Source organism: Paenibacillus sp. ov031 (assembly GCF_900143165.1).
Taxonomy (GTDB): Bacteria; Bacillota; Bacilli; order Paenibacillales; family Paenibacillaceae; genus Paenibacillus; species Paenibacillus marchantiae.
The window spans coordinates 819,202-843,177 of sequence record NZ_FRDO01000001.1 but is presented as its reverse complement, the minus strand read 5'-3'; the positions used below and the strand labels follow the sequence as shown (position 1 = coordinate 843,177).

The 23,976-nt window shown below is 45.8% G+C and carries 21 protein-coding genes; 6 read left to right on the top strand and 15 right to left on the bottom strand.

All coding sequences use genetic code 11. The features are described from left to right. Window position 1 precedes the first annotated feature (1 nt). The 3 genes from BUA17_RS03775 to BUA17_RS03765 are packed head-to-tail and all read right to left on the bottom strand — an operon-like array spanning window position 2 to window position 3,701. Window positions 2-439, bottom strand: coding sequence for a GtrA family protein (locus BUA17_RS03775; protein WP_072732647.1), 438 nt, complete (start codon window positions 437-439; stop codon window positions 2-4). After that, a complete protein-coding gene (locus BUA17_RS03770; protein ID WP_072732646.1) occupies window positions 432-1,418 on the bottom strand; it encodes a glycosyltransferase family 2 protein in 987 nt (328 codons plus the stop codon). Before BUA17_RS03770 ends, BUA17_RS03775 begins: the two co-directional genes overlap by 8 nt. Window positions 1,419-1,451: 33 nt before the next feature. Then, window positions 1,452-3,701, bottom strand: coding sequence for an ArnT family glycosyltransferase (locus BUA17_RS03765; protein WP_072732645.1), 2,250 nt, complete (start codon window positions 3,699-3,701; stop codon window positions 1,452-1,454). Between the two features lie 203 nt (window positions 3,702-3,904). Between BUA17_RS03765 and BUA17_RS03760 the strand changes: the two genes are divergently transcribed. Together BUA17_RS03760 and BUA17_RS03755 are read left to right on the top strand one after the other, a co-directional pair. Continuing rightward, a complete protein-coding gene (locus BUA17_RS03760; protein ID WP_063563521.1) occupies window positions 3,905-4,588 on the top strand; it encodes a response regulator transcription factor in 684 nt (227 codons plus the stop codon). Then, window positions 4,588-6,114 (top strand): sensor histidine kinase, encoded by a 1,527-nt coding sequence (locus BUA17_RS03755; RefSeq protein ID WP_083584568.1) that lies wholly within the window; start codon window positions 4,588-4,590, stop codon window positions 6,112-6,114. Before BUA17_RS03760 ends, BUA17_RS03755 begins: the two co-directional genes overlap by 1 nt. A gap of 150 nt (window positions 6,115-6,264) precedes the next feature. On the opposite strand, the gene BUA17_RS03750 is transcribed toward BUA17_RS03755, so the two are convergent. The 8 genes from BUA17_RS03750 to BUA17_RS03715 all read right to left on the bottom strand — a co-directional run bounded on the left by BUA17_RS03750 (window position 6,265) and on the right by BUA17_RS03715 (window position 12,409). Continuing rightward, window positions 6,265-6,855, bottom strand: a complete 591-nt coding sequence (locus tag BUA17_RS03750; protein ID WP_072732644.1) for an HAD-IA family hydrolase — start codon at window positions 6,853-6,855, stop codon at window positions 6,265-6,267. Between the two features lie 43 nt (window positions 6,856-6,898). After that, window positions 6,899-7,474, bottom strand: a complete 576-nt coding sequence (locus BUA17_RS03745; protein ID WP_072732643.1) for a GNAT family N-acetyltransferase — start codon at window positions 7,472-7,474, stop codon at window positions 6,899-6,901. Window positions 7,475-7,539: 65 nt separating this feature from the next. Continuing rightward, window positions 7,540-8,088, bottom strand: a complete 549-nt coding sequence (locus BUA17_RS03740) for a hypothetical protein (protein ID WP_063563517.1) — start codon at window positions 8,086-8,088, stop codon at window positions 7,540-7,542. Window positions 8,089-8,170: 82 nt separating this feature from the next. Continuing rightward, window positions 8,171-8,746: a GNAT family N-acetyltransferase gene (locus BUA17_RS03735; protein ID WP_072732642.1), complete on the bottom strand. Its 576-nt coding sequence runs from the start codon at window positions 8,744-8,746 to the stop codon at window positions 8,171-8,173. A 46-nt stretch (window positions 8,747-8,792) separates the two neighbouring features. Continuing rightward, window positions 8,793-9,242, bottom strand: coding sequence for an NUDIX hydrolase (locus BUA17_RS03730; protein ID WP_063563515.1), 450 nt, complete (start codon window positions 9,240-9,242; stop codon window positions 8,793-8,795). Between the two features lie 182 nt (window positions 9,243-9,424). Next, window positions 9,425-9,730, bottom strand: a complete 306-nt coding sequence (locus tag BUA17_RS03725) for a hypothetical protein (RefSeq protein WP_063563514.1) — start codon at window positions 9,728-9,730, stop codon at window positions 9,425-9,427. A gap of 97 nt (window positions 9,731-9,827) precedes the next feature. Beyond that, window positions 9,828-11,579, bottom strand: coding sequence for an ATP-binding cassette domain-containing protein (locus tag BUA17_RS03720; RefSeq protein ID WP_072732641.1), 1,752 nt, complete (start codon window positions 11,577-11,579; stop codon window positions 9,828-9,830). After that, a complete protein-coding gene (locus BUA17_RS03715; protein ID WP_170867781.1) occupies window positions 11,564-12,409 on the bottom strand; it encodes an ATP-binding cassette domain-containing protein in 846 nt (281 codons plus the stop codon). The genes BUA17_RS03720 and BUA17_RS03715 overlap by 16 nt, the downstream gene beginning before the upstream one ends. Before the next feature lie 130 nt (window positions 12,410-12,539). Between BUA17_RS03715 and BUA17_RS03710 the strand changes: the two genes are divergently transcribed. The 3 genes from BUA17_RS03710 to BUA17_RS03700 all read left to right on the top strand — a co-directional run bounded on the left by BUA17_RS03710 (window position 12,540) and on the right by BUA17_RS03700 (window position 15,972). Then, the gene (locus BUA17_RS03710) at window positions 12,540-13,130 is read left to right on the top strand and encodes a biotin transporter BioY (protein ID WP_072732639.1); all 591 of its coding nucleotides are present in this window, start codon (window positions 12,540-12,542) and stop codon (window positions 13,128-13,130) included. Between the two features lie 196 nt (window positions 13,131-13,326). Then, entirely contained in the window at window positions 13,327-14,334 is a 1,008-nt protein-coding gene (locus BUA17_RS03705; protein ID WP_170867780.1) for an ABC transporter substrate-binding protein, read from the top strand. A gap of 90 nt (window positions 14,335-14,424) precedes the next feature. After that, window positions 14,425-15,972 (top strand): helix-turn-helix domain-containing protein, encoded by a 1,548-nt coding sequence (locus tag BUA17_RS03700; protein WP_072732638.1) that lies wholly within the window; start codon window positions 14,425-14,427, stop codon window positions 15,970-15,972. 70 nt (window positions 15,973-16,042) lie between these two features. Here the strand turns inward: BUA17_RS03700 and BUA17_RS03695 are convergent, their stop codons facing one another. The 3 genes from BUA17_RS03695 to BUA17_RS03685 all read right to left on the bottom strand — a co-directional run bounded on the left by BUA17_RS03695 (window position 16,043) and on the right by BUA17_RS03685 (window position 20,707). Beyond that, on the bottom strand, window positions 16,043-17,932 hold the full coding sequence (locus tag BUA17_RS03695; RefSeq protein WP_072732637.1) for a beta-glucoside-specific PTS transporter subunit IIABC: 1,890 nt from the start codon (window positions 17,930-17,932) through the stop codon (window positions 16,043-16,045). 215 nt (window positions 17,933-18,147) lie between these two features. Further along, window positions 18,148-18,978, bottom strand: a complete 831-nt coding sequence (locus BUA17_RS03690; RefSeq protein ID WP_072733465.1) for a BglG family transcription antiterminator LicT — start codon at window positions 18,976-18,978, stop codon at window positions 18,148-18,150. A 286-nt stretch (window positions 18,979-19,264) separates the two neighbouring features. Continuing rightward, complete coding sequence (locus BUA17_RS03685) at window positions 19,265-20,707, bottom strand: 6-phospho-beta-glucosidase (RefSeq protein WP_072732636.1); 1,443 nt, start codon at window positions 20,705-20,707, stop codon at window positions 19,265-19,267. 621 nt (window positions 20,708-21,328) lie between these two features. On the opposite strand from BUA17_RS03685, the gene BUA17_RS03680 reads away from it, so the two are divergent. Then, window positions 21,329-23,053, top strand: coding sequence for a cellulase family glycosylhydrolase (locus tag BUA17_RS03680; protein ID WP_083584565.1), 1,725 nt, complete (start codon window positions 21,329-21,331; stop codon window positions 23,051-23,053). Between the two features lie 137 nt (window positions 23,054-23,190). On the opposite strand, the gene BUA17_RS03675 is transcribed toward BUA17_RS03680, so the two are convergent. After that, window positions 23,191-23,586, bottom strand: a complete 396-nt coding sequence (locus BUA17_RS03675) for a Rossmann-fold NAD(P)-binding domain-containing protein (protein WP_139295606.1) — start codon at window positions 23,584-23,586, stop codon at window positions 23,191-23,193. Window positions 23,587-23,976 lie beyond the last annotated feature (390 nt).

Genomic DNA, 23,976 nt, shown 5'->3' with positions numbered 1-23,976 from the left:
ATCATGAAACACTCCTTTCATTAGCATCAGATGAAGGATCAGATCCTTGAACGGGCTCTGCCCGGAACACCCAATACCGACTGGCAATATAGTTTATAACCATGCCTGAGAGAGTCGCCAGTATTTTACTCATTACAACACTCCAACCTAATGTGCTATTGCAGATATACAAAATCAGGGAGGATAAAGACAGTACCACCAGATTGGTGATTACAAAACGCATGATTTCGTTTTTTTTGCCCTGTCTTCCCGCATCCTGGAAGGTCCACCTGCCGTTCCACCAGTAACTGTTCACTACCCCACAGCTATACGAGATCACCTGAGCAATTAGAGCAGGTGCGCCTGCGGCAGCGAGCAACGTGAATACCATTGCATCCACCGCCGTATTCAGGACACCCACAATTCCAAACTTTAATATAGTGACCAAACGATTAGTCATGATGAGCAACTCTGCCCGTTAACCGTGACTGACTCGACTGACTTTCCACCTGATACACATCTCTTACGATATATAGCGGGCGCGCCTTCGTTTCATCATAGATTCGGCCAACATACTCGCCAAGAATGCCCAGCATGATCAGAATGAAGCCGTTAAAGATCAGCATGATGCTGACCATTGAAGGCCATCCTTTGATCGTTGAATCTGTAAATATCGCTGAAGCGATGACACTTAGCATATAGATGAAACCGCCGATGGATAGAACAGCTCCTACGTAACCTGCCAGCTTGAGCGGTTTGTGTGAGAATGAGGTAATGCCGTCCAGACTCAGCTTCAACATGCGTTTCAGTGGGTATTTGGTCTCCCCTGCTAAACGTTCATCCCGTTCGTACTCAATGGCCGTCTGACGGAACCCCACCCAACTGACCAGTCCGCGAACAAATCGATTTTTTTCCGGAAGACGTTTCATCTCATCACATACCTTGCGATCAATCAGACGAAAATCGCCGGTATCCACTGGAATATCCGTATCCGTCGACGCACGCAGTACGCGGTAGAACAGGCTTGCCGACCATTTCTTGAAGCGGGTCTCCCCGCTTCGTCTGGTCCGACGGGCATAGACAACCTCATAGCCCTCTTTCCACTTGGCGATCATGTCCAATATCAGCTCGGGAGGGTCCTGAAGATCCGCATCAATAATGACGACCGCATCGCCTGCTGCATAATCCATCCCTGCTGTAATCGCGATCTGGTGACCGAAGTTGCGTGCAAAATCAATCAGCTTCACACTCTCGTCCCAACGGGCGTAGTCACGAATCATCTGTGCACTTTGGTCCACGCTACCGTCATTGACAAACAGCAGCTCGTAGCTCTCTCCTGTACTGCCCATCACTTTTTTCAGACGCCGATAAGTCTCATCAATCACCGCTTCTTCGTTATACATCGGAATGATAATGCTGTAACGGCACTTTTGAGCCATGTTCGTTCCCTCCCTTATACCAATCGATCACGCTTATAATTTCACTTCATATAAAGTGGTTTGACCACCGAAACCGGAACCGCTGTCCGTACCTGTCTTCCACTCTGAAGTTGGAATTTCGGTACCATGCTCCTTGATCCAGTCACCGATATCAGAACTTCCACCTCGGCCGCCCATGCCACCTACCATGAAGTATTTCACTTGTCCACTCTTCACAAGTTGTTCCAGTTTTTCCGTGGTATACACCGGATCTGAGCCCGAGAACCCCCCAAGCGTAATGACTGCTTCATTCTCATCGATGATATATGGAGCTGCCTGGTTATAGTCCGTCGTTGCGAAGAGATAGGTTTCACCTGTGTTATGCTCTCTCAGATAACTCAGTATAGTGGTGTCCACTTCTTCGTTGCGGTTTCCCGCTCCACCTCGCCCACCTGTCGTAGGCATGCCTGCTCCGCCATTCATGTTTCCGCCTGAATTCGGAGGTGTTCCCATGCCCGCATCGTTCGGGTCAGTTTCATCGGATGATGGGAAAGCCTGATCGGTGTCGGTGTCATTTGATGCATTCGGCGGAACCATACCGCCACCATTGCGACCACCTTGTCTATCTCCCATCGCCATGCCCATTCCACCGAACATCCCATTGGAACCTGTCGGTCCAGCCGCCGGAATCATGCTGTTGCCTCCATATGTGATTGGGGTGAATGCCCAATAGGTTGGACCGATCAGCATGACCATGAAGCCTGCGATAATCAAACCCTGTTTCCAGGGGTGTGAACGATTAAGCATCACAATCAGAATAACCGTGATCAGAATGCCTGCGATCAATTCACTTATGGACCAAGCTGCCCCGATCGTTTCGTTATACACCTGCATGATGTACCAGCCGAAGATGGTCGTAAGCAGTACGGATATCGGAAGCAGCCGGGCTTGCCAGCCATTGCGTTCACGATACGCCGTCCACATGGCTGCAAATCCTGCTCCGGTTAATGCCGCTACAGGAGGTGCGAGCATAATCAGATAATATTGATGGAAAAAACCAGCTACACTAAAGAAAGCAGCTACCGGAAGCAGCCAGACCAGCCAGAACAAAGCTTCCTTGTGCTTATCTGTTATATTTCTCCGTCTTAATCCTGCAAAAATCGCGATGCAGCCAAGTAATACCATCGGCAAAAGCCAACTGGCCTGGCCGGACAGTTCGGTCTGGAATAAGCGCAGAGGACCTTTTTCCCCTGTACCAAACATGCCACCCATGCCTCCACCGCCGCCATTACCGCCTCCGAAATTCCTTCCATTAGGCATCTCGCCACCGTTTGGCATCTGACCGCCCGGGAAAGTCATTCCGTTCATGCCACCCATTTCACCATTTCCCGGTGCATTGACTGTTGGAGCCGAGCCGCTGCCCGACTGATCGGATGCTGATGTCTGGGAAGTTGCGTTGCCACGGACCTTGCCTTCATCAGAGGCGTTTGGCATGCCTGCATTCGCTGATCTGTTCTGTTGTCCCGTGAGACGGGATAAGCCGTTATATCCAAAAGCCAGCTCCAGCACCGAATTGGTTTCACTGCTGCCGATATAAGGCCGTTCATCTGTCGGTATAGAATCCACGGTAACTGCCCAGGATAAGGAAACAACTGCCAGCACTGCCGTACTTCCGATCAGCAGGATGATTTTTCTTCTCCACTTTGCATTGAATGCAAGCAGATAGAACAAGTAGAAAGCCGGAAGAATCATGTAGGCTTGCAGCATTTTCATATTAAAAGCAAGTCCAATGAGTGCAAAGGCAACCAGGATGCGCCACGTACTACCTTGCTTGCTTCCCTTGAACAAAAACCATGAACCCAGCAGCAACGTGAATACCAACATGCTGTCAATATTGTTGGTACGGCTGACCGCTGCCACAACAGGAACAGTCGCCATCGCAAGTGCCGAGATTCGCGCCGCGGCAAGACCAAATGTAGGCTTGACCATGAAATATATCAGCAGCACCGAACCGATCCCCGCTAACGCTTGCGGTAAAATAACACTCCATCCATGTAATCCAAATACGTAAGCAAAAGCGGTTTGAATCCAGAAGACAACCGGTGGTTTGTCTACGGTTACCGAACCAGCCGAGTCAAGCGATGCGTAGAAAAAGTTATGGAAATTTCTCAGCATGCTCCCGACGGCGGTCGTATAATAGGAATTGGCATATTGGTCGTTCCAGATGCCATACCCGTTCAGAAATGCCGCCAGTAAAACAATCGGCAGAAGGACAAGGTCAATCCTTCGTTTGGCGTTATTCAATCTCAATCACTCCTTCAAGTTCTTCATGTCTACTATTGTGACATGCCAAAGTAAAACTGGGATGAGTGCCCGCTGAATGTTGCCTGAGGATAACTTGCAAACTATTCAGCTAATTTTCAGTTTGGCGAGCGATAATACAGCATATAGACCTCTAGATTTGAGGGTATGTAATCGATGGATTTAACGGGAGGGAACGCCTGCTTATGAAGCTAAGTACTGGCATTAAAATACTATTGGCAGATGATGAACCACATATTTTGCAATTTCTGGAGCTTGGGCTAAGCAACGAAGGATTTGACGTACGTACGGCCCCGGATGGAGCCGCTGCGCTTGAATTGGCACTAGACTTTCGTCCACATATGGCCATTCTGGATGTCATGATGCCCGAGATGGATGGGTTTGAGGTTGTTGAGCGTCTGCGCAAGAGCGGGGCTCAGGTCGGGGTGATCATGCTGACAGCCAAAGATGAAGTCGAGAATCGGGTAAAAGGCCTATGGCTTGGTGCTGACGATTATATGATTAAGCCTTTTGCGTTCGATGAACTGCTTGCACGGATTCAGGCAAGGCTGCGTAATCAGTTTCCTTTATTAATAGGGGCAGTGACTCATGGTCCATTCCGAATTGATGATCAACGCAAAGAGATTACCTATCACGATCAGATTCTGGAGTTATCTCCAACCGAATATGAACTATTAAAATTCATCGTGCTTAATCATGGCATTGTCCTGAGTAAAGCGACCATTCTGAACCGCGTGTGGGGATACGATTTTGGTGGAGAAGAGAATATTGTGGAGGTGTACGTCCGCTCCTTGCGTGACAAACTGGGGGATAAAGAACATAAGCTCATTCGTACACTTCGAGGTGTCGGATACAGGGTGGATCTCTAATGACCTCTTTATTAAAGAAAGATAAACATTTTTGGACATGGCTTCATCAATGGATATCGCCACATTCGCTCCGCTCTCAATTACTCGCGCGATCCCTGTTTATTATGGCTGCTCTGTTATTGTTAATTGGCATTCTTCAATTCTGGATTATGGAAAGCTTTCTGTATCGCAACCAGGCGAAAACCATGGAAGAGCAGCTCATGTCCATGCCTCCTGTGTGGCTCGGATCGTCTTCACGAGGTGGTGCGACGAACAATCCTTTTGGTGGGCAATCTGGATCAGATCCAAGAGGATCAGGCAATCGTTTCTTATACATTCCTGATCGTTCACTCGCCTTATTTGATAATCAAAGTGGCTTCGAGGACATTTTTGGTGAAGACGGTCTGATCGCTCCTCGCTTGACATCAGTTGAATATCAGAACATTACAGATCGGATCAACGATAAACAACATGTTCCGTACCGGATTGTAACGGATAACCAGGGCAATGAGCAGCTAATCGTCTTCTCCTCGCCTGGACCGCGTAATCGCGGCTTACCCATGGTGCAGATGGGCACTGCTACGAAACCGCTAAAAGATTTGATTGTGAAACAGCTTCTGATCTTCTTGATGTTATCCCTGCTGGCTATGGTGGCTGGACTCGTTCTATACGCCAAAGCACTTCGCCGGACACTGATTCCCTTGTCCAGTATGGTAGATACGGTGCAACGAATCGATGCAGGCAGCCTGGCCGAACGCCTTCCTTCTGTCCAGGGACAACAGGAAGTGGATCAGCTGGCACTTTCATTTAACGGCATGCTCGAGAGGCTTGAAGACTCGTTTGAAGCAGAGCGGGAGTCGAAAGAACAGATGCAGCGTTTTCTGTCTGATGCTTCCCATGAACTGCGTACCCCTCTTACCTCCATTCACGGATTTATTGAGGTGCTCAAGCGCGGCGCAGCTTCCAACAGCGAGCAATTATATAGCGCTTTGAACAGCATGTATGGTGAATCGGTGCGGATTAACAAACTTGTAGAGGATCTGCTGATGCTGACCAAGCTGGATCAGGCGCCTCAGCAGGAGCAGGAAGTCATCCAACTTGACAGTCTGCTGCTCGAAATGCAGCCACAGTTGATCATGATGGCTCAGGAAAGACAGGTTCATCTCGACCTGACCGCTGAAGTTCATGTAATGGCTGATGCTCACAAACTGAAACAGGTTGTACTCAATCTGTTCCACAATGCAGTACAGCACACCGATTCAGATCGGGGAACCATCAGTATTTCGTTGTATGCCGCTCAGCATAAAGCCGAGTTAACCGTCAAAGATAACGGCTCTGGGATTGAACCGGAACATCTCCCTCATATTTTTGAACGCTTCTATCGGACAAGCTCTTCCCGTTCCAGAAAACAAGGGGGCGCGGGTCTCGGCCTTGCCATTACCCGTTCGATTGTGGAATCGTATGGGGGGAAAATAACAGTGCGCAGCCAACTAGGAGCAGGAACGGAATTTACGATTTTGCTGCCATTGGTCAAGAGTGAATCCTAAGCTGAACGAGGCTTGTAAGATGCAGCCTTTCGTTTTATTGCGGCTCTTATCACATGACAAATGCCCCTTTCATTTCTGCGGAGAAATGAAGGGGGCTATTTGTTTGGTATCGAATTGGTTTATTTGTACAAGGTCAATCTGTATCGGAAGTTATCGTTGGTCTGCGAGCCATTCGTCAATTTCAGCAATCCATTGATGCTGCTCATCCGCAAGTAATGTTTCCCATCCCAGCTCAGCAGCAGACTTCAAATTTTTAGCCTGATCATCCACGTATATAATACGTACATCCCTGTCTAGATGAGATTGTACAAGTTCATATATCTCTATATTGGGCTTGCAATATCCGACCTGATTGGAAATGGTTATGCTCTTGCAGTACGGTTGGATCAACGGCAAAATAGATTGAATCCATTCATGACAATGATTGCTCAAGAGATGAAGTTCTGCCTGCTCGCTCCATCGTTCAAGACAATGCATGGCAGGTAGCAACTCTGTTGTTTGTTCAAGCAATTCATAAGCATACATCTTTTCAATATTGGGATATTGTGTTTGCATCCAGATCCAGAACTGTTCCTCCGTCAGCCTCCCTGTCCACAAGTCCTTGCGTATACCGCTTAATTGCTCGATTAAAACAGGAAAAGGCGTACCTGCATACCTAGCAAGCTCCTGCCAGAATGAAGAGGAAAGATTGGTGATCAACACACCCGCCAGATCTAAAACAAGCTGCGGTTTGGAATCCATGGGATCACTCCTGTACAGTCATCTTGACCCAATTACAGTAGGGTTATCGTTGGTGCTTCAACAGTTGATAATGGTTGTACGGTTCATTCTCGATTTCGATCAAATTCAGCCATTCGAAATTGCATTTCTGTATTACCTTATTCGATGCCTGATTCGTTAATAAAGCAATGGCATTCAATACTTCAACGTTTGTATTTTCAAATAAATACTGCGTTATGCCTTGTACTGCCTGCGTTGTATAGCCACGGTTCCGGAAGTGTTTCGAAATGCCGTACATAATCTCCCGATTGGGCGCTGGCAGTTCATCCTTGATCCCCGAACAGCACCATCCAATAAACTCATCATTTTCTTTGAGCACGATAGCCATACGTAAACAGAGGTCTCCAATGTCCCCTTCCGCCAAAACAGCTTGTTTAAAATTCTGATTCTCAGGGATTTCGTATTGAGTGAGCCAAAGTGCTCTCTCTTCAACTGTAGCATTCCATCCCGGCAAAAATTCGTAAACCTCAGGTTGCCAGGTGATTTCCTGCAATTTCTCCAAATCCTCAGGTCGATACTCGCGCAAATAAATATCTTTGCAATCAATGATTAATTCATCACTTTGGTTGGTTTGTTTCATAATGCCTCCTGGTGTACATCTTATCTACCCTTTTGCGTCTCACTTTAAAGCTCGATAACAAAAAATCAATTCAAATTATAAGCTCGTATTACGTTGTTCTCTTCATCAAGAGCATACACATTCGTGAACGTTGTCATTAACATCATTTTGTCTTCACTCTGGTAAGCTTCCGGCATTCTCATGATAAACGTATTATTGTTTGACTCAACCTCCTGAGTTTCACCGTTTGTATATTCAATCTTAAACTTGTGTACAGGCATATCCGAATATAAAGCGCCCCATATAAAATTCCCTTTGTTGTTCTTCGGTTCCGCTTGTACCAAAAAGGCAGGCCCCACATCTGAACTCGCTGTCCAACCTGATTCACTATCGGTATCATAGTGATATCTCCCATTCTTCAGTTCATAAGCAGCGAAAACATATTGTGTTTGGTCCAGTGACAAAACCAGTTCATTTTGTTGATCTACATTAACCACTTGAAGGGGGTATTTCCATGTAGACTGAACAGCCTTCTCTAACGTTTTATATCCAAAAATATCATTCCAGAAGAATACACAAATACTAACCAGTACACATACAACAAAGCACGAACTTATCCATAACAGCTTCCTCATATTCCCCCCCTTGCACATTGCCAGTTACCCAACTAACATTGGCAGACCATAAACACCGTACCACTTTGATTTAAAATGGGACTCACGCAAGTTCCTCCTTTTTCATGAACTCGTCTTTGGTTAATCCGAACAGGATCATATCCTGGTATTTCCCATCGGTATAAATCACCTGACGACGCACGCCCTCCTGCACACATCCAAGCTTTCTCATCATCGCTGCAGAAGGTTCATTTCCTTCCAGAACATAATCATTGAATTTATTAAGCCTGCGCTCGAAAAAGGCATATTTCAACAATATTCGAATGGCTCTCGTCCCGTATCCTTTTCCGCGATGATCCCTGTCAATTTGAATCCCAATACTGAAGGTTCCATTCCGCTCATCGATGCTGTTCAGGTTCACGCCCCCAACATTCTCACCATCCATATTTTCAATCGTGAACATGATCCGTCCTCTGTCTAGAGAGAAATCGGAAAAGGCTTCCGTAAATTTCTTTGCCTCAGCATTCGTAGGTGGCAGCTCTACTGCACATTCCAGTAAACGACGAGCGGGTGAATCAAACCGGTTATAATAATGATCCTCCCAATCTTCCTCACGCAAAGCACGTAATCTGACCTTATCATCCTGCCAAAAATAATCGCTATAGTTAATCTCTCTCATTCTGATAACCCCCATTATTTTAATTTTCTAGCTCTACAAATACATCTTATTTGTTCCTTAGATCTTCAATAATTTGCTTGTGTGTGGGTAAGAAATGTTCTGGTATGGAATGTATATCAAAAAATCGTGTTTCTATGGACTCTTCACTCTCTTTTATCGTTCCACAAAAGTCGTTGCTTTTGAACATTACTTGCACCAATGCAACTTCATCTCCATTACTATAAACGACCTCGTATTCAGGACCTGAGTATATCGAGAATAATTCTATTGAATTCAGTGTTAAACCTGTTTCTTCATATACTTCTCTTTGTGCTGTCTCCTGAACGGTTTCTCCTATCTCCATAAATCCACCTGGAAACCCCCAGAATCCATTATCCGATCGTTTTTGTAATAGAACTTTGCCAGTCTCATCGATTACGATAGCCCCTGAAACCACCATGATAACTTTGGCGTTCCCCACAAATGACCGCATATACTGAATATAGTCCTGATCCATGGTTATCTCCTTATATTGTTAGAAAAATGATATATCAGAAACTTTTTTAATACGAACTACGCCTATGATAACCCATATTGTGGAATTTGAGGAGATTTGTTTTCATAAACGGTACAACTAAAAATAGCCCCCGGTCAGGAAAATCCTGCCGAAGGCTATCATCTATTTTATATAATACGTCATTACAATTCTTCTTCTTCCGGGTACTGAGGCTTGGTTACATTATCGGGAACCGTTTCATCGTAGACATCCTGACCTGGATAATCCCGAACTTCCCCTTCGTGCAGCTCATGATTTTCATAATCGAAACGATGCGCGGTCCTTTGATCCACTCGCCACGGCGAGCTTTTGCCAAGAGATTCAGACATTAGAGATGAGCCGTAAGGACCTTCAGGGAACTCTTCGAGTGTGATATCATTTCGCTGCGACTCCACCGTGGACACATCGGTATATTCTTGTCTTTCTTCTTGCAAAAATTTATCCTTCATCGTTCGTCCCTCCATATCTGCTTCGTGGTGATCAAAGCATGTTTATTTTGAGCGGAAATGAAAGGATTTATGCATGATCAATGGCAAACACTGCGTTTCAGTCTCTGATCCAGATATAAAATACAAAAACAATAAGTCCGATTATGCAAGTCCATGTATCTCGTTTGGACCATACCAATAAGGAGGAACGTGCTCCAAGCAGGGAATTCTCTCTAACTTTCCGCATTTCCATCGCAATCGTCATATCTTCTGCACGCTGAAACAACGCCATGAGCAAGGGAATGACCATTGGGCCAAGATCACGTACCCGTACCGTATTCGGTCGTAATGCAGCTTTGCCGCGTGCCCGGACGATCAGCGAGAATCGCTGCCATTCACTCCAGATCATCGGGATAAAACGAAAGATTAAAGACACAGCGAGTGCAAACGACGACACGGGCAGCTTGATTTTTTCGCCGATACCAAGTACCCAATTCAGTCCCTCGACCATACGGCCATAAGGCGTAGTCAGTGAAAACCAAAGACTTGCTAACGTAACGATAAACAAACGGTAGACATTCATTAACGTCCCCTCCGCCTGTATCAGGGAAAATCCGAACTGTAGGCCGCCACCTTCTGTAGAAAGAGTTGTGCCCGACAACGCAGTTGATACGAGAAAGAACAGTACGAGCGGTTTCATTAATTTCAAGCATCCCATCAGAGCCTGACGTGGCAGCATAACGAGCGCCAAGATGACTGGCACCAACGTAAGAGATAGACCTAACCAGTCGTGTTGAAGCATCGCAGCGGTCACGAGCAAAATGTATAAAACCCATTTCAGACGCGGGTCCATGGCACCATACAATCCTCTGTTGGATCCTGATTCTGCGTGGGTGTGTATGACCCCCTGTGTGCCTTCTCCTCCCAAAGTGTCGGAGCTTGAAAAGGCAAGCTTCGCTTCATCTGTGAATTGATCCTCATTACCAATAACATCAACCTTCTGCTCTAAAGGCTCATTGACGGACTGAACAATACCTTCAGCCATTTCCTCCGGGGTCAACGCAGTAGAAGGAAAATGAATGCCCGCCGCCGCAAATTGTTGTGCCAGCTGCATGGAGGGTGGCAGACCAATTCCGGCAAGCTCCAGCAGATCTGGCCTTGTATGAAGTTCCCTTGGTGTGAGATCAGCAACCAGACGCCCCTCCTGCAACAAAAGAACCCGATCTGCATGTGGTAAAAATGTGTCCAGGTCGTGTGTAGCCACAATGGCTCCATCACCTGCAGTTCGATGCTGATTCAAAGCATCTAGCAGCATGAGCACACTTTGTGCTTCCAATCCGGCGCTGGGTTCATCGAGCAATAGCCATGAAGGCTGCGTAGCAGTTCCCAGGGCAAGCCCCAATCTTCTCCGTTCTCCCCCGCTTAGTGCAAAGGGTGATCTGTCCGAATGGAATCGTTCTTCCCCTCCCTGACCCGCTGGGGAGTCCCAGCGCTCCAGCGCTTCGGAAATCTGCTTTTTCTTTTGTTCATCTGGTAGACGATATGGACGCAGGGAATAAGCAAATTCACGGCCAATGCTTCGGGCGAACAGCTGTTGCTCTGGGAATTGAAAGACCAAGCCCATTTGCAACAAAATGGAATGTGGCACTTTCCCGTTCTGCCAGAAAGGCTCTCCGTCCAGCTTGAGACTACCCTCATCTGGAGGTTTTAGGCCAGCGATCGTTTGCAGCAGTGTGGTTTTGCCTGATCCTGTGCAGCCTAACAATAAAGTGATTTCGCCACGGTTCAGTCGGACAGTGATATCTTGAAGCAGCGCTCTTTTGTCAGCCTGTGACGAAGCTATACCTACATGTTCTAATTCGATTGCCAAAGGGCTACCTCCTTAACCAACTGCTCTGGTCGCAGAGGTGTCGCATGTTGCAGTAGACCTTTCCGTTTTAGGAGTAGAGCCGTCTGCACTGTAAAAGGTGGAGCAAGCCCAAGCTGTTCGCAGGGTGATGGTTGTTGTGCTTCTTTTCCAGCGTCAGCCGTCGTCTCTTCCTTATCTTTTCCATAAAAGAAAGCCGCAGGCACTCCATCGTAAACAGAGCGTCCCTGTTCCATGGCAATAATTCGATCGCACAGCGTCGCTTCCTCCAAATGATGCGTAATCCAGATTACCGCCGTCCCTTGCTGGACAATGGCTTGAACTACCGCCTCCATTCGTTCTCTGGCTCCCGGATCAAGCATGGCCGTAGGTTCGTCCAGAATGAGTACATCCGGTTTGGCCGCCAGCGCTACCGCGATATTAAGCAACTGCTTCTGTCCTCCAGACAGCATCGATATTGCCGCCTCCGGCGAGTGCCCAAGTCCTACCGTATGTAATGCGTGCTCTCTCCGTCGTAATTGTTCATCAGGAGATTCCAGTAGCGAGGATAAGGAAAAATGAAATTCCTCCTCAATGGTGTCTCCAAGTACCTGCGCATCAGGCTGCTGGAGGACTCCACGAACAACCAGTTCCGAAGAAGCCTTCCTTTCTCCACCGGATAGCGGAGTGAATCCGATTAGCAGCCCTGCCAGCGTACTTTTGCCGCTACCATTGGCTCCCACAATACTTATCCATTCTCCCGGAGCTAATTCCAGCGAAACTCCATCCACTGCCTTACGAACACGTCCTGACTCCGACGCATAATGAACACGGACATTCTCTAGTTTTATCATAGGTGTAACGTCTTGCATCGCAAATTGGTCCTTTCCCTTTTGAATCTTTTGTGGTACGATCCAAATCGTTAACCACATCCGTTTAATCGGTTAACAATAAGATTACCAAAATTGAAAGGAATGTTCAAACATGAAATTATCTTTGCGAGGTATTGTATTCAGCGCACTGATGGCAGCCATACTTGTTCTTTTTGGTTACATAAGTATTCCCATTGGTTTCTCTCCTGTGCCGATTACGCTGCAAACTCTTGCGGTTATGCTGGCAGGCGGACTGCTTGGCCCATTATATGGTTTTCTAAGTGTCGCTTTGGTCGTGGTCCTGACTGCAATTGGCTTCCCGCTTTTGCATGGCGCAGGCGGACTTGCAGTACTCCTTGGGCCTACCGGGGGATATGTTATGATGTGGCCCTTCTCCGCATTGCTCATTGGACTATTGCTCAGCAGAATCAAACTGAACGGATTCGTTGGTTATTTCCTGGCCTTTATCGTATTTGAGGTGTTTGGTTCAATGTTGATCTATGTCTCGGGCGTTCCTTGGTTGGCCTATGCTTACAAAATGTCTTTACCCGAAGCGATGATTCAAGGATTCTATCCTTACATCATCGGTGATCTGATCAAAGCCTTGTTCGCTGCGATCATCATCGCACCTGTGCGCATGGTCTTCCCTCCGCAACGACTGACAGGCAATATGAACTCAACGGTTGTGCGAGCAGATTCTTAGGACATCATTGAATCGTGAATAAAACGAAACAAATGCCTCCAAAATTAATTTTTGGAGGTATTTTCTTTTGTGCCAGAACGTCATGTCCATATTTTCCATGCTTCAAGTCCATATTCAACATGTTCTTCAAAAGAAGTCTTGACTATAATAATTGATAATGATTATCATTATAAAAGAAAAAGGGGATTTCATTATTATGTTGCGTCATCCAAATAAACTCCAGCTTTCGTGCATTATCCTTGTGCTAACCTTGCTTCTCTCCGCTTGCGGTCAAGGGAAACAAACATCATCACCTTCTACTGAAGGTAATTCTGCACAGCAGACAGAAACGTCAACCGATACTGCCTTAGAATCGGCAACTCGCGTATATAAGGATGCTCTGGGCCGTGAGGTAACGATTCCAGCCCATCCCCAACGTGTTCTCACTACACAATATTTACCGGAAATGCTGGCAGCAGGACTTAAGCCTGCTGGGGCAGCATCTCATCTGCTTAACAACTATGTCTCGATTCAAGATCAATTGGAAGGGATCGAAGATATCGGGGTCTCCAATAAGCTGAATTTGGAAAAGGCACTCGAACTGCAGCCGGACCTCATCATTGCTGCAGAGTGGAATGAGGATCAATTGGAGCAGCTGTCCAAGATTGCCCCTACGGTTGTTGTTCAATGGGAAGGTGCCGATGCATTCCAACATTTCAAGTCAGTGGCTGACGTTATTGGCAGAAGCGAACAGGCAGAGGAATGGATTCAAGCATTTAATCAGAAATCCGAAGAGGCACGGACCAAGCTTTCTTCCTTCGTTTCACCAGATGAGACATTCGGCGTTGTGGTTATTGGCGGATTTGAAAAAGGTCAACTCAGAGTGTACGGGAACGCTAATGTCGGTTATACCTTATATGATGCTCTGAAGTTCAACATGACGGATACCGTCAAAGAGGAATGGGCAAAAGGGAATCATGAACTCGGCATCAACATCTCTCTTGAGAAACTGCCGGATTATGCTTCAGCAGATCGACTGTTTGTGGTAAGATTCGATAATGATCCTGATTTCCTGAAAGAGGTGGATGATAGCCAGTTGTGGCACTCACTGCCTGCCGTCAAAAATAATAAAGTTTACGTGGTTGATGAGAGCCTATGGTTCTCTTACGACGTGATGTCTCTCAGTGCTCAATTGGATGATGCCGTTCAATTGCTCACCAAATAAAAGATATTAATCACATCATATGCAATAGAGGAGAAGTTCTTCAGCGATCCTGCCTGAAGAGCTTCTTTTCAGCTTTTGAGGAGGGATACCATGATTTCGCTGGTCTATATACTTACAGGGACATACTGCGATGCGATATCCGGTCCGTGTACAAAATCAATACACCGTCATACATTGATGATCATCACCGAAGGGCGTGGTAAAGTCCATTCCATGGATAGACAGACTGAGGTTATGCCAGGAAACTGCTTTCTATTTCATCCCGGTATGGAAGTGCAGCTTGAGAGTCTGTCAGATCTTCCTCTGCAAGTATATAGCATTGAATTCGAACCTCTGCCCGTGACTGTTCAGGGTACGCCCCGAATGGCTGCATTAGCGCAAGGACAAGTATACCCTGAACATGTTACTCGCATGATTCAATTGGTACACTTGCTGCATCCCGTGGAGGATCTTTGCGATGAAAAGGAAAACTACAGCAAACATGTGCTGTTTCAGGAATTGATTTTACTAGCCATGAAAGCCGACACGATGGATAAAGAGCATCGCAGCATACAGGCCGTGGATACACTCCTTCAACGGTTGGAACAATCCGTTACACTTGACTATACTTTGGATCAACTTGCCGCAGAGACTGGGCTATCCACACGCCATTTTTCACGTCTTTTTCGTGAGCACACCGGACAGAGCCCTATCCAATATTTGAATGCCTTGCGAATGAATCGTGCCAAAAAACGTCTGCTGGAATCAAACGATTCGATTCAGGAAATTGCAGGACACATCGGATTCCGCGATCCTTTTCATTTCAGTCGCAGCTTCAAGCAATATACCGGTGTATCCCCGCGTTTATACATTCATTTAAGAAAGCATACAATGCGTGTCGCCTCCTTTCAGTTCCTGGGTGAGCTGCTGGCGCTCGGCATAACACCGATTGGTGCACCTTACCAATTGCTAGACTGCCGTTATTACCAGGGTCATGTGCGAGGTGTTCCTTCGATTGGAAATTCCGTGGTAACGCCATATATGGATAAGATATCGGAGCTGAAACCCGATCTCATCGTGACTTTTAACGGGCATCATTATGCCGAATACTCCAAAATTGCTCCTACACTGGATGTTCCCTGGTCCCTGCCCTTCTTTGAACGCTTTCGTCTTATTGCGGATTTGACTGGAAGGACTTCTGTGGCAGAAGATTGGATGGAAAGCTATATGAACAAGATCAAGGAAACCCAAAAAGTCTTGTCTCCTCTTCAAGATGGTGACCAAACGGTTTCATTTTTCTGGATGAGAGGACTTCCCGCTACCTTCCAGGTCTACTACGACGTAGGTGTGTTATATCGTGATTTGCAATTAAAACCACCTGCTCCGGTGCTGGCAGCCCAGCAAAATAAATCTCATCCGTTCAAAGAAGATATTCCTTTGGATCAATTGCATAAGTATGCGGGTGATCATCTCTTTATCGTTGTGTCGGGCGACCCGGAAGCCATCCGACAGTTTGAACAGCTTGAACGCAGCAAGTATTGGCAGCAGCTTCCGGCAGTGCAGAACGGTCAGGTTTACCGTATGACGGAGGACTGGCTTCGGGAAGATCCAATCTCCATGATGGGACAGGTTCAGGATCTGATGAATTTGATTGGGTAACAGCAAAAAAAGCCGTGTCCACGTAAACAGAAAACATTCTGTTCCACGTCGGACACGGCTTTTGTTATTTTTACTCTTGTTCCTGTCCCTTTCCTCCATACAGGGTAAGTAAAGGCTCTTGAACCCGAACTTGTCCCGTAGTCAAAGGAACCACTTCCTCATAATTCGCAGAATTCGTTACAATTATAGGGGTTACCGTATGATAACCAGCGGCCTTGATTGCAGCGATATCGAATTCCAGCAGCAAATCTCCTGCTTTAACCCGATCACCTTCCTGAATATGTGATGTAAAGTGCTGACCATCCAGCTTGACGGTATCCACCCCAACATGAACCAAAATCTCCGCACCTGTATCCGAAACAACAGCTAGGGCATGTTTCTTTTTGAAAGCCACGGTAATAGTACCGTCAAAAGGAGCAACGACTCGGCCAACTGCCGGCTCAATCGCAATGCCTTTGCCCATCGCGCCGGATGAAAATGCCGGATCTGGCACCTCAGTCAGTTCAACAATGGTTCCCTCAATCGGGCTAAGAACTTCTTGATCCAAGGAATCCGCTGTTCTTACTGATGCATTGGTGGATTCCGTGCTTTTTTCTTGTTCTTCCTCTTCCACCGGATCTTTGAATCCCATAATGTACGTCAATGCAGCCGAAACAACAAAGGATACACAGATCCCAAGAATCAGTCCAGGGAAGCCCTCTCCACCTGGTCCATAGAAGATCGGCAAAGTCAGTAATCCTGGAGCGCCCGAAGCAAATGCCTGAGTACCTGCCTGACCAATGATGGCCCCACCAACAGCACCCCCGATCACTCCTGCGATGAATGGACGTTTGAGTGGCAGAGTGACACCATAGATGGCAGGCTCGGTAATCCCGAACAAGGCCGTCAATGTCGATGAACCCGCCAGCGTTTTCAGCTTCTTATTTTTGGTTTTCAACATAACGCCGAATGCAGCTCCGGTCTGTGCGAAGATGGAAGCCGTCGCAGCCGGTTTGACACCATCGCGTCCATATACAGCAACGTTGTTAATAAATACGGGAATGAGTCCCCAATGAATTCCGAAAATAACGAGCAGCTGCCAGCTTGCACCCATAACTGCTCCTGCTAATAGAGGACTGAATCCAAAGGCGGCCACAAGTCCTGATGCAATGGCATTACCTACATATACTCCAAATGGACCGAATACGAGTAAGGTAAGAGGTACCATAATAACAAGCAAAAATAATGGAGTGACAAAATTTTTCACACTTTCGTGAAGAACTTTATTGAAGAATTTCTCCAATTTGCTCATAACGATGACTGCCAGAATAATAGGGATAACGGTAGATGAATAATTCATCAAAATGACAGGAATACCGAAGAAATCGGTTGGCGTTCCCTCCGCCTTGAGCGTGACGATGGAAGGATAGATTAATGCGCCAGCAATGGTCATTGCTACAAACATGTTACCCTGGAATTTGCGAGCGGTTGTAACCGCTAACAGCAAAGGCAAGAAATAAAACAGGCTGTCTGCTGCTGCAAATAAGATCTTATACGTGGTTTCCGTTGTTTCCAGCCAGCCGACATTGCTTGCAATGAGCAGCAGCCCTTTCAAGATACCGGCTCCCGCCATAACGCCTAGCAGCGGTGCAAAAATACTGGAAATCACATCGATAATGCCGCCTAAACCTTTCGCGGACTTCTTAGGCTTTTCCTTTTCGGAAGAGTCATCCAAAATGTTGCTGATCTGACCAATGGCGCTATATACCTCAGGCACCTTATTGCCCACGACCACCTGAAACTGACCCCCATTTTCCTTGACTGCGATGATTCCTTCTGTCTTTTCTAGCTTGGCTTTGTCTGCCTTCGCGTCATCCTTCAATACAAACCGCAAACGTGTTGCGCAATGTACCAGTGATACCACATTTTTTTCGCCGCCGACCAGCTCGACGATCTCTTTTGCGAGTTTTTCCTGACTCATGATGTGCACCCCCATATTTACTAAAACAGGCACCTTACCGATTTTTTTTGCACGCAAAAAACCTAAGCCTTGAGTAAGGTTTGGACACATTGGTCCTGCTTTCTCATGACTTAGGTTTTGCCTGCATAACCAGTAACAATCCCAGTTAAATCGTATTCAATTCCTGTTAATCTCATATTATTATGATTTAACCAAATTTGTCAACATTTTAATTATTATCGATTAACGACCCGTTCAATGTGGACGGTCAGATACAATTTCTCTTCGTTGGTAAGCTGATGGTTATATTCCTTGTTGACGAACATTTCGATTTTCTCCGTACATTTCGCCGCTTCCGGGTGCTTCTCTTTGATCATGTCGTAAAAGTGGTCATAATTATTGTCATAATGCGTGCCGCTTAATACCCTCTGGGAGAAGAATTTCAGATGCGTAATGAAGCGAAAATAGCTGAGAGACTCTTCATCGAATTCCATCTTGAAGTGATATTTGGCTATATTAATAATTTGCTGAATAAACTTGGTGATGTTCATCGTTGTAATGACTTCTTCATTCATCTCCGCATTTACAATATGCAGGGCAATATACGCTGCTTCATCCGGTGGAAGCTCGATATTAAGTCTGGACTTAATCTGCTCCAGCGTTTTCAGACCCAGTCCGAACTCAGCCTTGTACAGCTGTTTGATTTCCCACATCAGTGCATTTTTGATTTCTATCCCTTCACGATATCGTTCAATCGCAAAGTTAATATGATCTGTTAGGGAAACGTAGATATTTTCATTCAGATTACGGCCCAGATTCTCTTTGGCGTAGGTAATAATTTCTTCCACAATTTCGATCAGTTCCATTGGGACTTCGCGCAGCAGCATTTTGAAATTGTCGGATGTCTGCTTGTTTTTAAGCGCAAATACTTTCTGGATGCGGGTCTCGTCTACTTTATCCCCGGGCTTTTTCTTAAAGGCAATCCCACGCCCCATCACTACAAGCTCTGCTCCATCCGCCTGATAGATGCTAATGACGTTATTGTTGATAACCTTTGCTATTTTCACTTCAATCCCCCCGTCACGATCCACTCTCTTGGCAGTCATATATCGCCTTTTGGGCATACAAAAAAAACCTGAAGCATCACAAAATAAACAAGACATGTACGTCTGTTTTTTTGGTGCTTAGGTTTTGCCTACTTCAAGTAGTAACAATCCCAAAACGATATAATTGCGTCAAGTATAGCGCGTAGAGACACATATGTCAACGCTTTCAACGAGGGAACAATCGGAAGTTCCATGAAAAGTGGTCCTTCCGATATGATCATGGAGAATGTCCCTGTTTTTTCCCTGCTTATTCCTGTTCTAAATTGCTGCCATCTGATTCAATCACATTTTTGTACCAATGGAAGCTCTTTTTCTTGATCCGCTTCAAGTCACCCTTACCTTCATTGTCACGGTCCACATAGATGTAACCATAGCGTTTTCTCATCTCTCCTGAAGAAGCGCTGACAATATCAATTGGCCCCCAGCTTGTATAACCAATGATCTCTACACCATCCTGAATAGCTTCACCCATCTCGGCAACATGGCGTTTCAGATAATCAATCCGGTACGCATCATCAACCTCACCTTCAGGGGTAACCACGTCATTGGCTCCAAATCCATTCTCTACAACAAACAGCGGTTTTTGATATCGGTCGTGCAGTTGATTGGCTGTAATACGGATGCCTTTGGGATCAATCGTCCAGCCCCATTCCGATTTTGCCAAATATGGATTCGCTACAGAACCAAATACATTGCCGCTCGTCATGTTTTTGACGACTTCCGGGTCTGTGGAGGTTGTACGACTTGAATAATAACTAAATCCGATATAATCAACCGTATGGTTTTTCAGAATTTCCGCATCGCCTGGCTGCATGGCAATATTCAATCCATGATCCTTGAAGAAACGTTTGGCATAACCTGGGTACTCTCCACGCGACTGAACATCAATGAAGAAATAGGACTCCCTGTCTTTCTCCATTCCCTGGAACACATCATCCGGATTACAGGTATAAGGATAAAAGCTTCCTGCCGCAAGCATACAGCCGATCATTGCGCCCGGGATGATCTCGTGACAGGCTTTAACCGCCAGTGCACTTGCCACCAATTGATGGTGCGCTGCCTGATACTGAATCTCTTTCACATGATCACCATCCTTGAAGACCAGACCCGCACCAAGGAATGGCAGATGCAGCAGCATGTTAATTTCGTTGAACGTCATCCAATATTTCACCTTGTCCTTGTAACGGCTGAATACGGTTTTCGCGTAGGTTTCGAACAGAGTCACCAACTCACGGCTTCTCCAACTGCCATATTTCTCAATTAGATTAACGGGTACATCGAAGTGAGCAAGTGTTACTACAGGCTCGATACCCTGCTTCAACAGTTCATCGAATAATCGATCATAAAACTGCAAACCCGCTTCATTCGGCTGTGCATCTTCTCCAGTTGGGAAAATCCGCGCCCAGGCAATGGATACACGCAGCGCTTTGAAGCCCATCTCGGCAAACAGCGCGATATCCTCGGGATAACGATGGTAGAAATCAATTGCTTCATGCGAAGGATAAAACTCGGTTTCTAGCGGGGTTAATGCAGGAACATTACCCTTCATTATGCTTCTGCGATTCTCTCCTGTCGGCAGCAAGTCAACAATGCTCAGCCCTTTGCCATCTTCCAGATATGCACCCTCTGCCTGATTGGCAGCAATGGCTCCACCCCACAAAAAGTCTTTGGGAAACTTAAAATTAGTCATCCTTATTCTCCTTCCAAATATGTAATTCTGTTATCCGCTCAAATCGCAAGAAACATTAAAAAAACAAAATAGAAAAAACCCGAACCAGCCCGGATACACGTTGCAGTGTATACAAGCCAGCTCAGGTTATGCCCATATCGGTAACATTCCCAGATCACAATTATGCGGATTGGATAAAACTTTAGCAAGAATTAGGGCCATTGTCAATTTAATAAGCGTGATATATATTCTGCATCTGCATGGAACGTTGTCCCTGCAACATTCGAAGACGCATCGAATACTAAGCGAAGACTAGAAGGATCAGTAATCGATCTCAAGTAGAGTTCATGCTATTGTCCACGAAGGTTTTTCATGCAAAAAAACCTGTTTCGTGTACCACATATAATATTCCAAAATTGTCATAACCACTAATTTTCACATGAAATATTAACCAATTATACTGGTATTATCTTCTATTAAAGCATGATATATTTCAATTCAGAAAACGCTTTCAGTAATTTTGATTTGGAGGTGATCCGCGTTTTTAACAAGCTTACGGCTTGTTTTTGTTGAGCTTTATTGCCAATCTCTGCAAGCATTCTATTTTAGTTCAACGATTATAACTCAAAGGAGAATATGTTAATGAAAAACAACCGCAAATCGGCTCTCTCACTCACGCTCGTGACTGCGATGATCCTGTCCCTCTTCTCATCCACCATCGCTTCTGCTGCTACTGATAACTCGATTCAGGCAAGTGCAGCCGCTGCTCCAACCAATATTCAGTCTTATGTCACTGCGATGGAGCCGGGCTGGAATCTGGGTAACTCGCTGGACGCCGTTGGAGCAGATGAGACGGCCTGGGGTAACCCGCTGATTACTCAGCAACTGATTCAAAATATCGCCAATCAAGGCTACAAGAGCATTCGTATTCCAGTGACCTGGCAAGCTCATATAGGTGGAGCTCCTAACTACACTATTGATACCGCTTACATTAACCGTGTACAACAGGTCGTAAACTGGGCGCTTGATGCCAATCTGTATGTCATGATCAATATCCATCATGATTCATGGCAGTGGATCAGCTATATGGAGAATGACCATGACAATGTCCTTGCACGTTACAACTCTGCCTGGACTCAAATTGCAAACAAATTCAAAAACTCATCCACTAAGCTGATGTTCGAAAGTGTAAATGAACCTCGCTTCACGGAAGGTGGTACAACGAATACCGCTACAGCATATGCTTTGCTCGATGAGTTGAATGTATCTTTTCATAACATCGTGAGAGCATCCGGCGGCAACAATGCAACACGTCCATTGGTCCTGCCAACGATGCATACTTCTTCCGCTCAACCAGATCTCGATGCATTATCTCAGACAATTGCGAAATTAAATGACCCTAACATTATAGCTACCGTTCACTACTATGGTTTCTGGCCATTCAGTGTGAATATCGCAGGTTACACCAAATATAATGCTGAAGTGCAACAGGATATTACGACTACATTTGACCGAGTCTACAATGCATTCACAGCAAAAGGTATTCCGGTTATCGTCGGTGAGTATGGCTTACTCGGCTTTGATCAGCACACAGGTGTCATCGAGCAAGGTGAGAAGCTAAAATTCTTCGAATTTATCGGCCAATACCTGCGTCAGAAACAGATGACCACCATGTTATGGGATAATGGACAGCATTTTGGCCGTACCAGCTTCACCTGGTCTGACCAGGATCTGTATAACACAATGAAAGCAAGCTGGACAGGTCGTTCCTCCACAGCTGAATCTGATCTGGTTTATCTGAAAAAAGGGGCTGCAATTCAGGATAAAACAGTAAAACTGAATCTCAATGGCAATACATTTAGCTCTCTTGCTAATGGCAGCACTACCCTTGTTCAAGGTACAGATTACACGATCAGTGGTGATGTGCTGACATTGAAATCAAGCCTGTTAACCAGACTGACCACCTCAGGCAATCTTGGGGTTAATGCCAAGTTGACCGTCAAATTCAACAAAGGTGCAAACTGGAACCTGAATATCATCAAGTATGACACGCCTAAACTGAGCAATGTAACGGGCACAACGAGCTCGTTTGCGATTCCGACTACCTTTAATGGCAATCAGTTGGCCACAATGGAAGCAACTTATACAAGTGGCGGAAACGCGGGTCCGCAAAACTGGACTTCATTCAAAGAATTTTCCTACGCTTTCAGTCCGAATTATAGTAGCAACGTCATTGAACTGAAACAAAACTTCTTCAACGAAACGAATAATGGAGAAGTCATTCTCAAGTTCCACTTCTGGAGCGGAGACGTAATTACGTACAAAATTACAAAGAATGGTTCCAGTGTTGTCGGAATCTCTTCCTAATTGGATTTTACAACTCAATCTACAGCATATTGGAATTCACGAAACGTTCTGTCCAGGGCAAGAGGCTCTGGGCAGAACGTTTTTCATTATTATACTTGGTTAATCTGACTGGCGACGAGGAGCCACTATCAGTGCCTTTACAATAAAAATGAAACATCTCCACTCCGGCTGTGAATGACATATGTTGCTCCCAGACCTTTATAAACAAGCTCAACAGGTGCCCTGTTGGTAGAAACGACATAGAGTTGTTGCGGACACAAGCTGCGACACAGCTCAATGTCCTGGCAGCACTGCGGCAAGCTATTTTCGAATACAAAGGCGTTTTTCACTACAAATTCTGGCGGAAGCTGATTACGGAATGCCATTTCCTGAATGTAACGCACGGTGACTGCACCAAGCGACTGGAGTTGTTCCCCCTCTTCTTCGCTGTGTACAAGCACGACAACTGCAAATCCCCTCTTCAGTAATACATCCACAAAATTCTTTCCCGCCTCACCGTGTCCTGTCGATACCACCATCATTGCTTCATCCATTGCCGCCAACCTCGCCTTCACATCAGATCCTGCAAATGCCATCTGGAGTACGTTATGTGCGAATCATAGTCCTCTGTCTGCATCTCTGCAATTCAACTGCATCCGATTTCTGCACCGTTCTGATCGATTCCAGACAATCCAGGTGAGGAATTCTTGCCTAATCTCCTCTTTTCGCAGTCATGCGGCATGTTGCTCTGTCTGTCATAAGCGGAAGAAAAAATCGAGTTATTCGTGTCCAAAACGAAGATATATCACTTGTTAATCGCTTACATGTGTGAATTCTATACCAAAAATCGGAAAATCAGGCGTATATCCATTCCGGTTGATTTTACTTGAGCTGTGTTCAGTCGTAATATAATCGGCAGGATAACAAAAACAATAGAAAACAAT

Excerpts from the sequence above, each read along its gene's own strand:
- BUA17_RS03775 (WP_072732647.1), bottom strand. The coding sequence starts at position 439 with ATGACTAATCGTTTGGTCACTATATTAAAGTTTGGAATTGTGGGTGTC.
- BUA17_RS03770 (WP_072732646.1), bottom strand. The coding sequence starts at position 1,418 with ATGGCTCAAAAGTGCCGTTACAGCATTATCATTCCGATGTATAACGAA.
- BUA17_RS03760 (WP_063563521.1), top strand. The coding sequence starts at position 3,905 with ATGAAGCTAAGTACTGGCATTAAAATACTATTGGCAGATGATGAACCA.
- BUA17_RS03755 (WP_083584568.1), top strand. The coding sequence starts at position 4,588 with ATGACCTCTTTATTAAAGAAAGATAAACATTTTTGGACATGGCTTCAT.
- BUA17_RS03750 (WP_072732644.1), bottom strand. The coding sequence starts at position 6,855 with ATGGATTCCAAACCGCAGCTTGTTTTAGATCTGGCGGGTGTGTTGATC.
- BUA17_RS03745 (WP_072732643.1), bottom strand. The coding sequence starts at position 7,474 with ATGAAACAAACCAACCAAAGTGATGAATTAATCATTGATTGCAAAGAT.
- BUA17_RS03740 (WP_063563517.1), bottom strand. The coding sequence starts at position 8,088 with ATGAGGAAGCTGTTATGGATAAGTTCGTGCTTTGTTGTATGTGTACTG.
- BUA17_RS03735 (WP_072732642.1), bottom strand. The coding sequence starts at position 8,746 with ATGAGAGAGATTAACTATAGCGATTATTTTTGGCAGGATGATAAGGTC.
- BUA17_RS03730 (WP_063563515.1), bottom strand. The coding sequence starts at position 9,242 with ATGGATCAGGACTATATTCAGTATATGCGGTCATTTGTGGGGAACGCC.
- BUA17_RS03725 (WP_063563514.1), bottom strand. The coding sequence starts at position 9,730 with ATGAAGGATAAATTTTTGCAAGAAGAAAGACAAGAATATACCGATGTG.
- BUA17_RS03715 (WP_170867781.1), bottom strand. The coding sequence starts at position 12,409 with ATGATAAAACTAGAGAATGTCCGTGTTCATTATGCGTCGGAGTCAGGA.
- BUA17_RS03710 (WP_072732639.1), top strand. The coding sequence starts at position 12,540 with ATGAAATTATCTTTGCGAGGTATTGTATTCAGCGCACTGATGGCAGCC.
- BUA17_RS03705 (WP_170867780.1), top strand. The coding sequence starts at position 13,327 with ATGTTGCGTCATCCAAATAAACTCCAGCTTTCGTGCATTATCCTTGTG.
- BUA17_RS03700 (WP_072732638.1), top strand. The coding sequence starts at position 14,425 with ATGATTTCGCTGGTCTATATACTTACAGGGACATACTGCGATGCGATA.
- BUA17_RS03695 (WP_072732637.1), bottom strand. The coding sequence starts at position 17,932 with ATGAGTCAGGAAAAACTCGCAAAAGAGATCGTCGAGCTGGTCGGCGGC.
- BUA17_RS03685 (WP_072732636.1), bottom strand. The coding sequence starts at position 20,707 with ATGACTAATTTTAAGTTTCCCAAAGACTTTTTGTGGGGTGGAGCCATT.
- BUA17_RS03680 (WP_083584565.1), top strand. The coding sequence starts at position 21,329 with ATGAAAAACAACCGCAAATCGGCTCTCTCACTCACGCTCGTGACTGCG.
- BUA17_RS03675 (WP_139295606.1), bottom strand. The coding sequence starts at position 23,586 with ATGGATGAAGCAATGATGGTGGTATCGACAGGACACGGTGAGGCGGGA.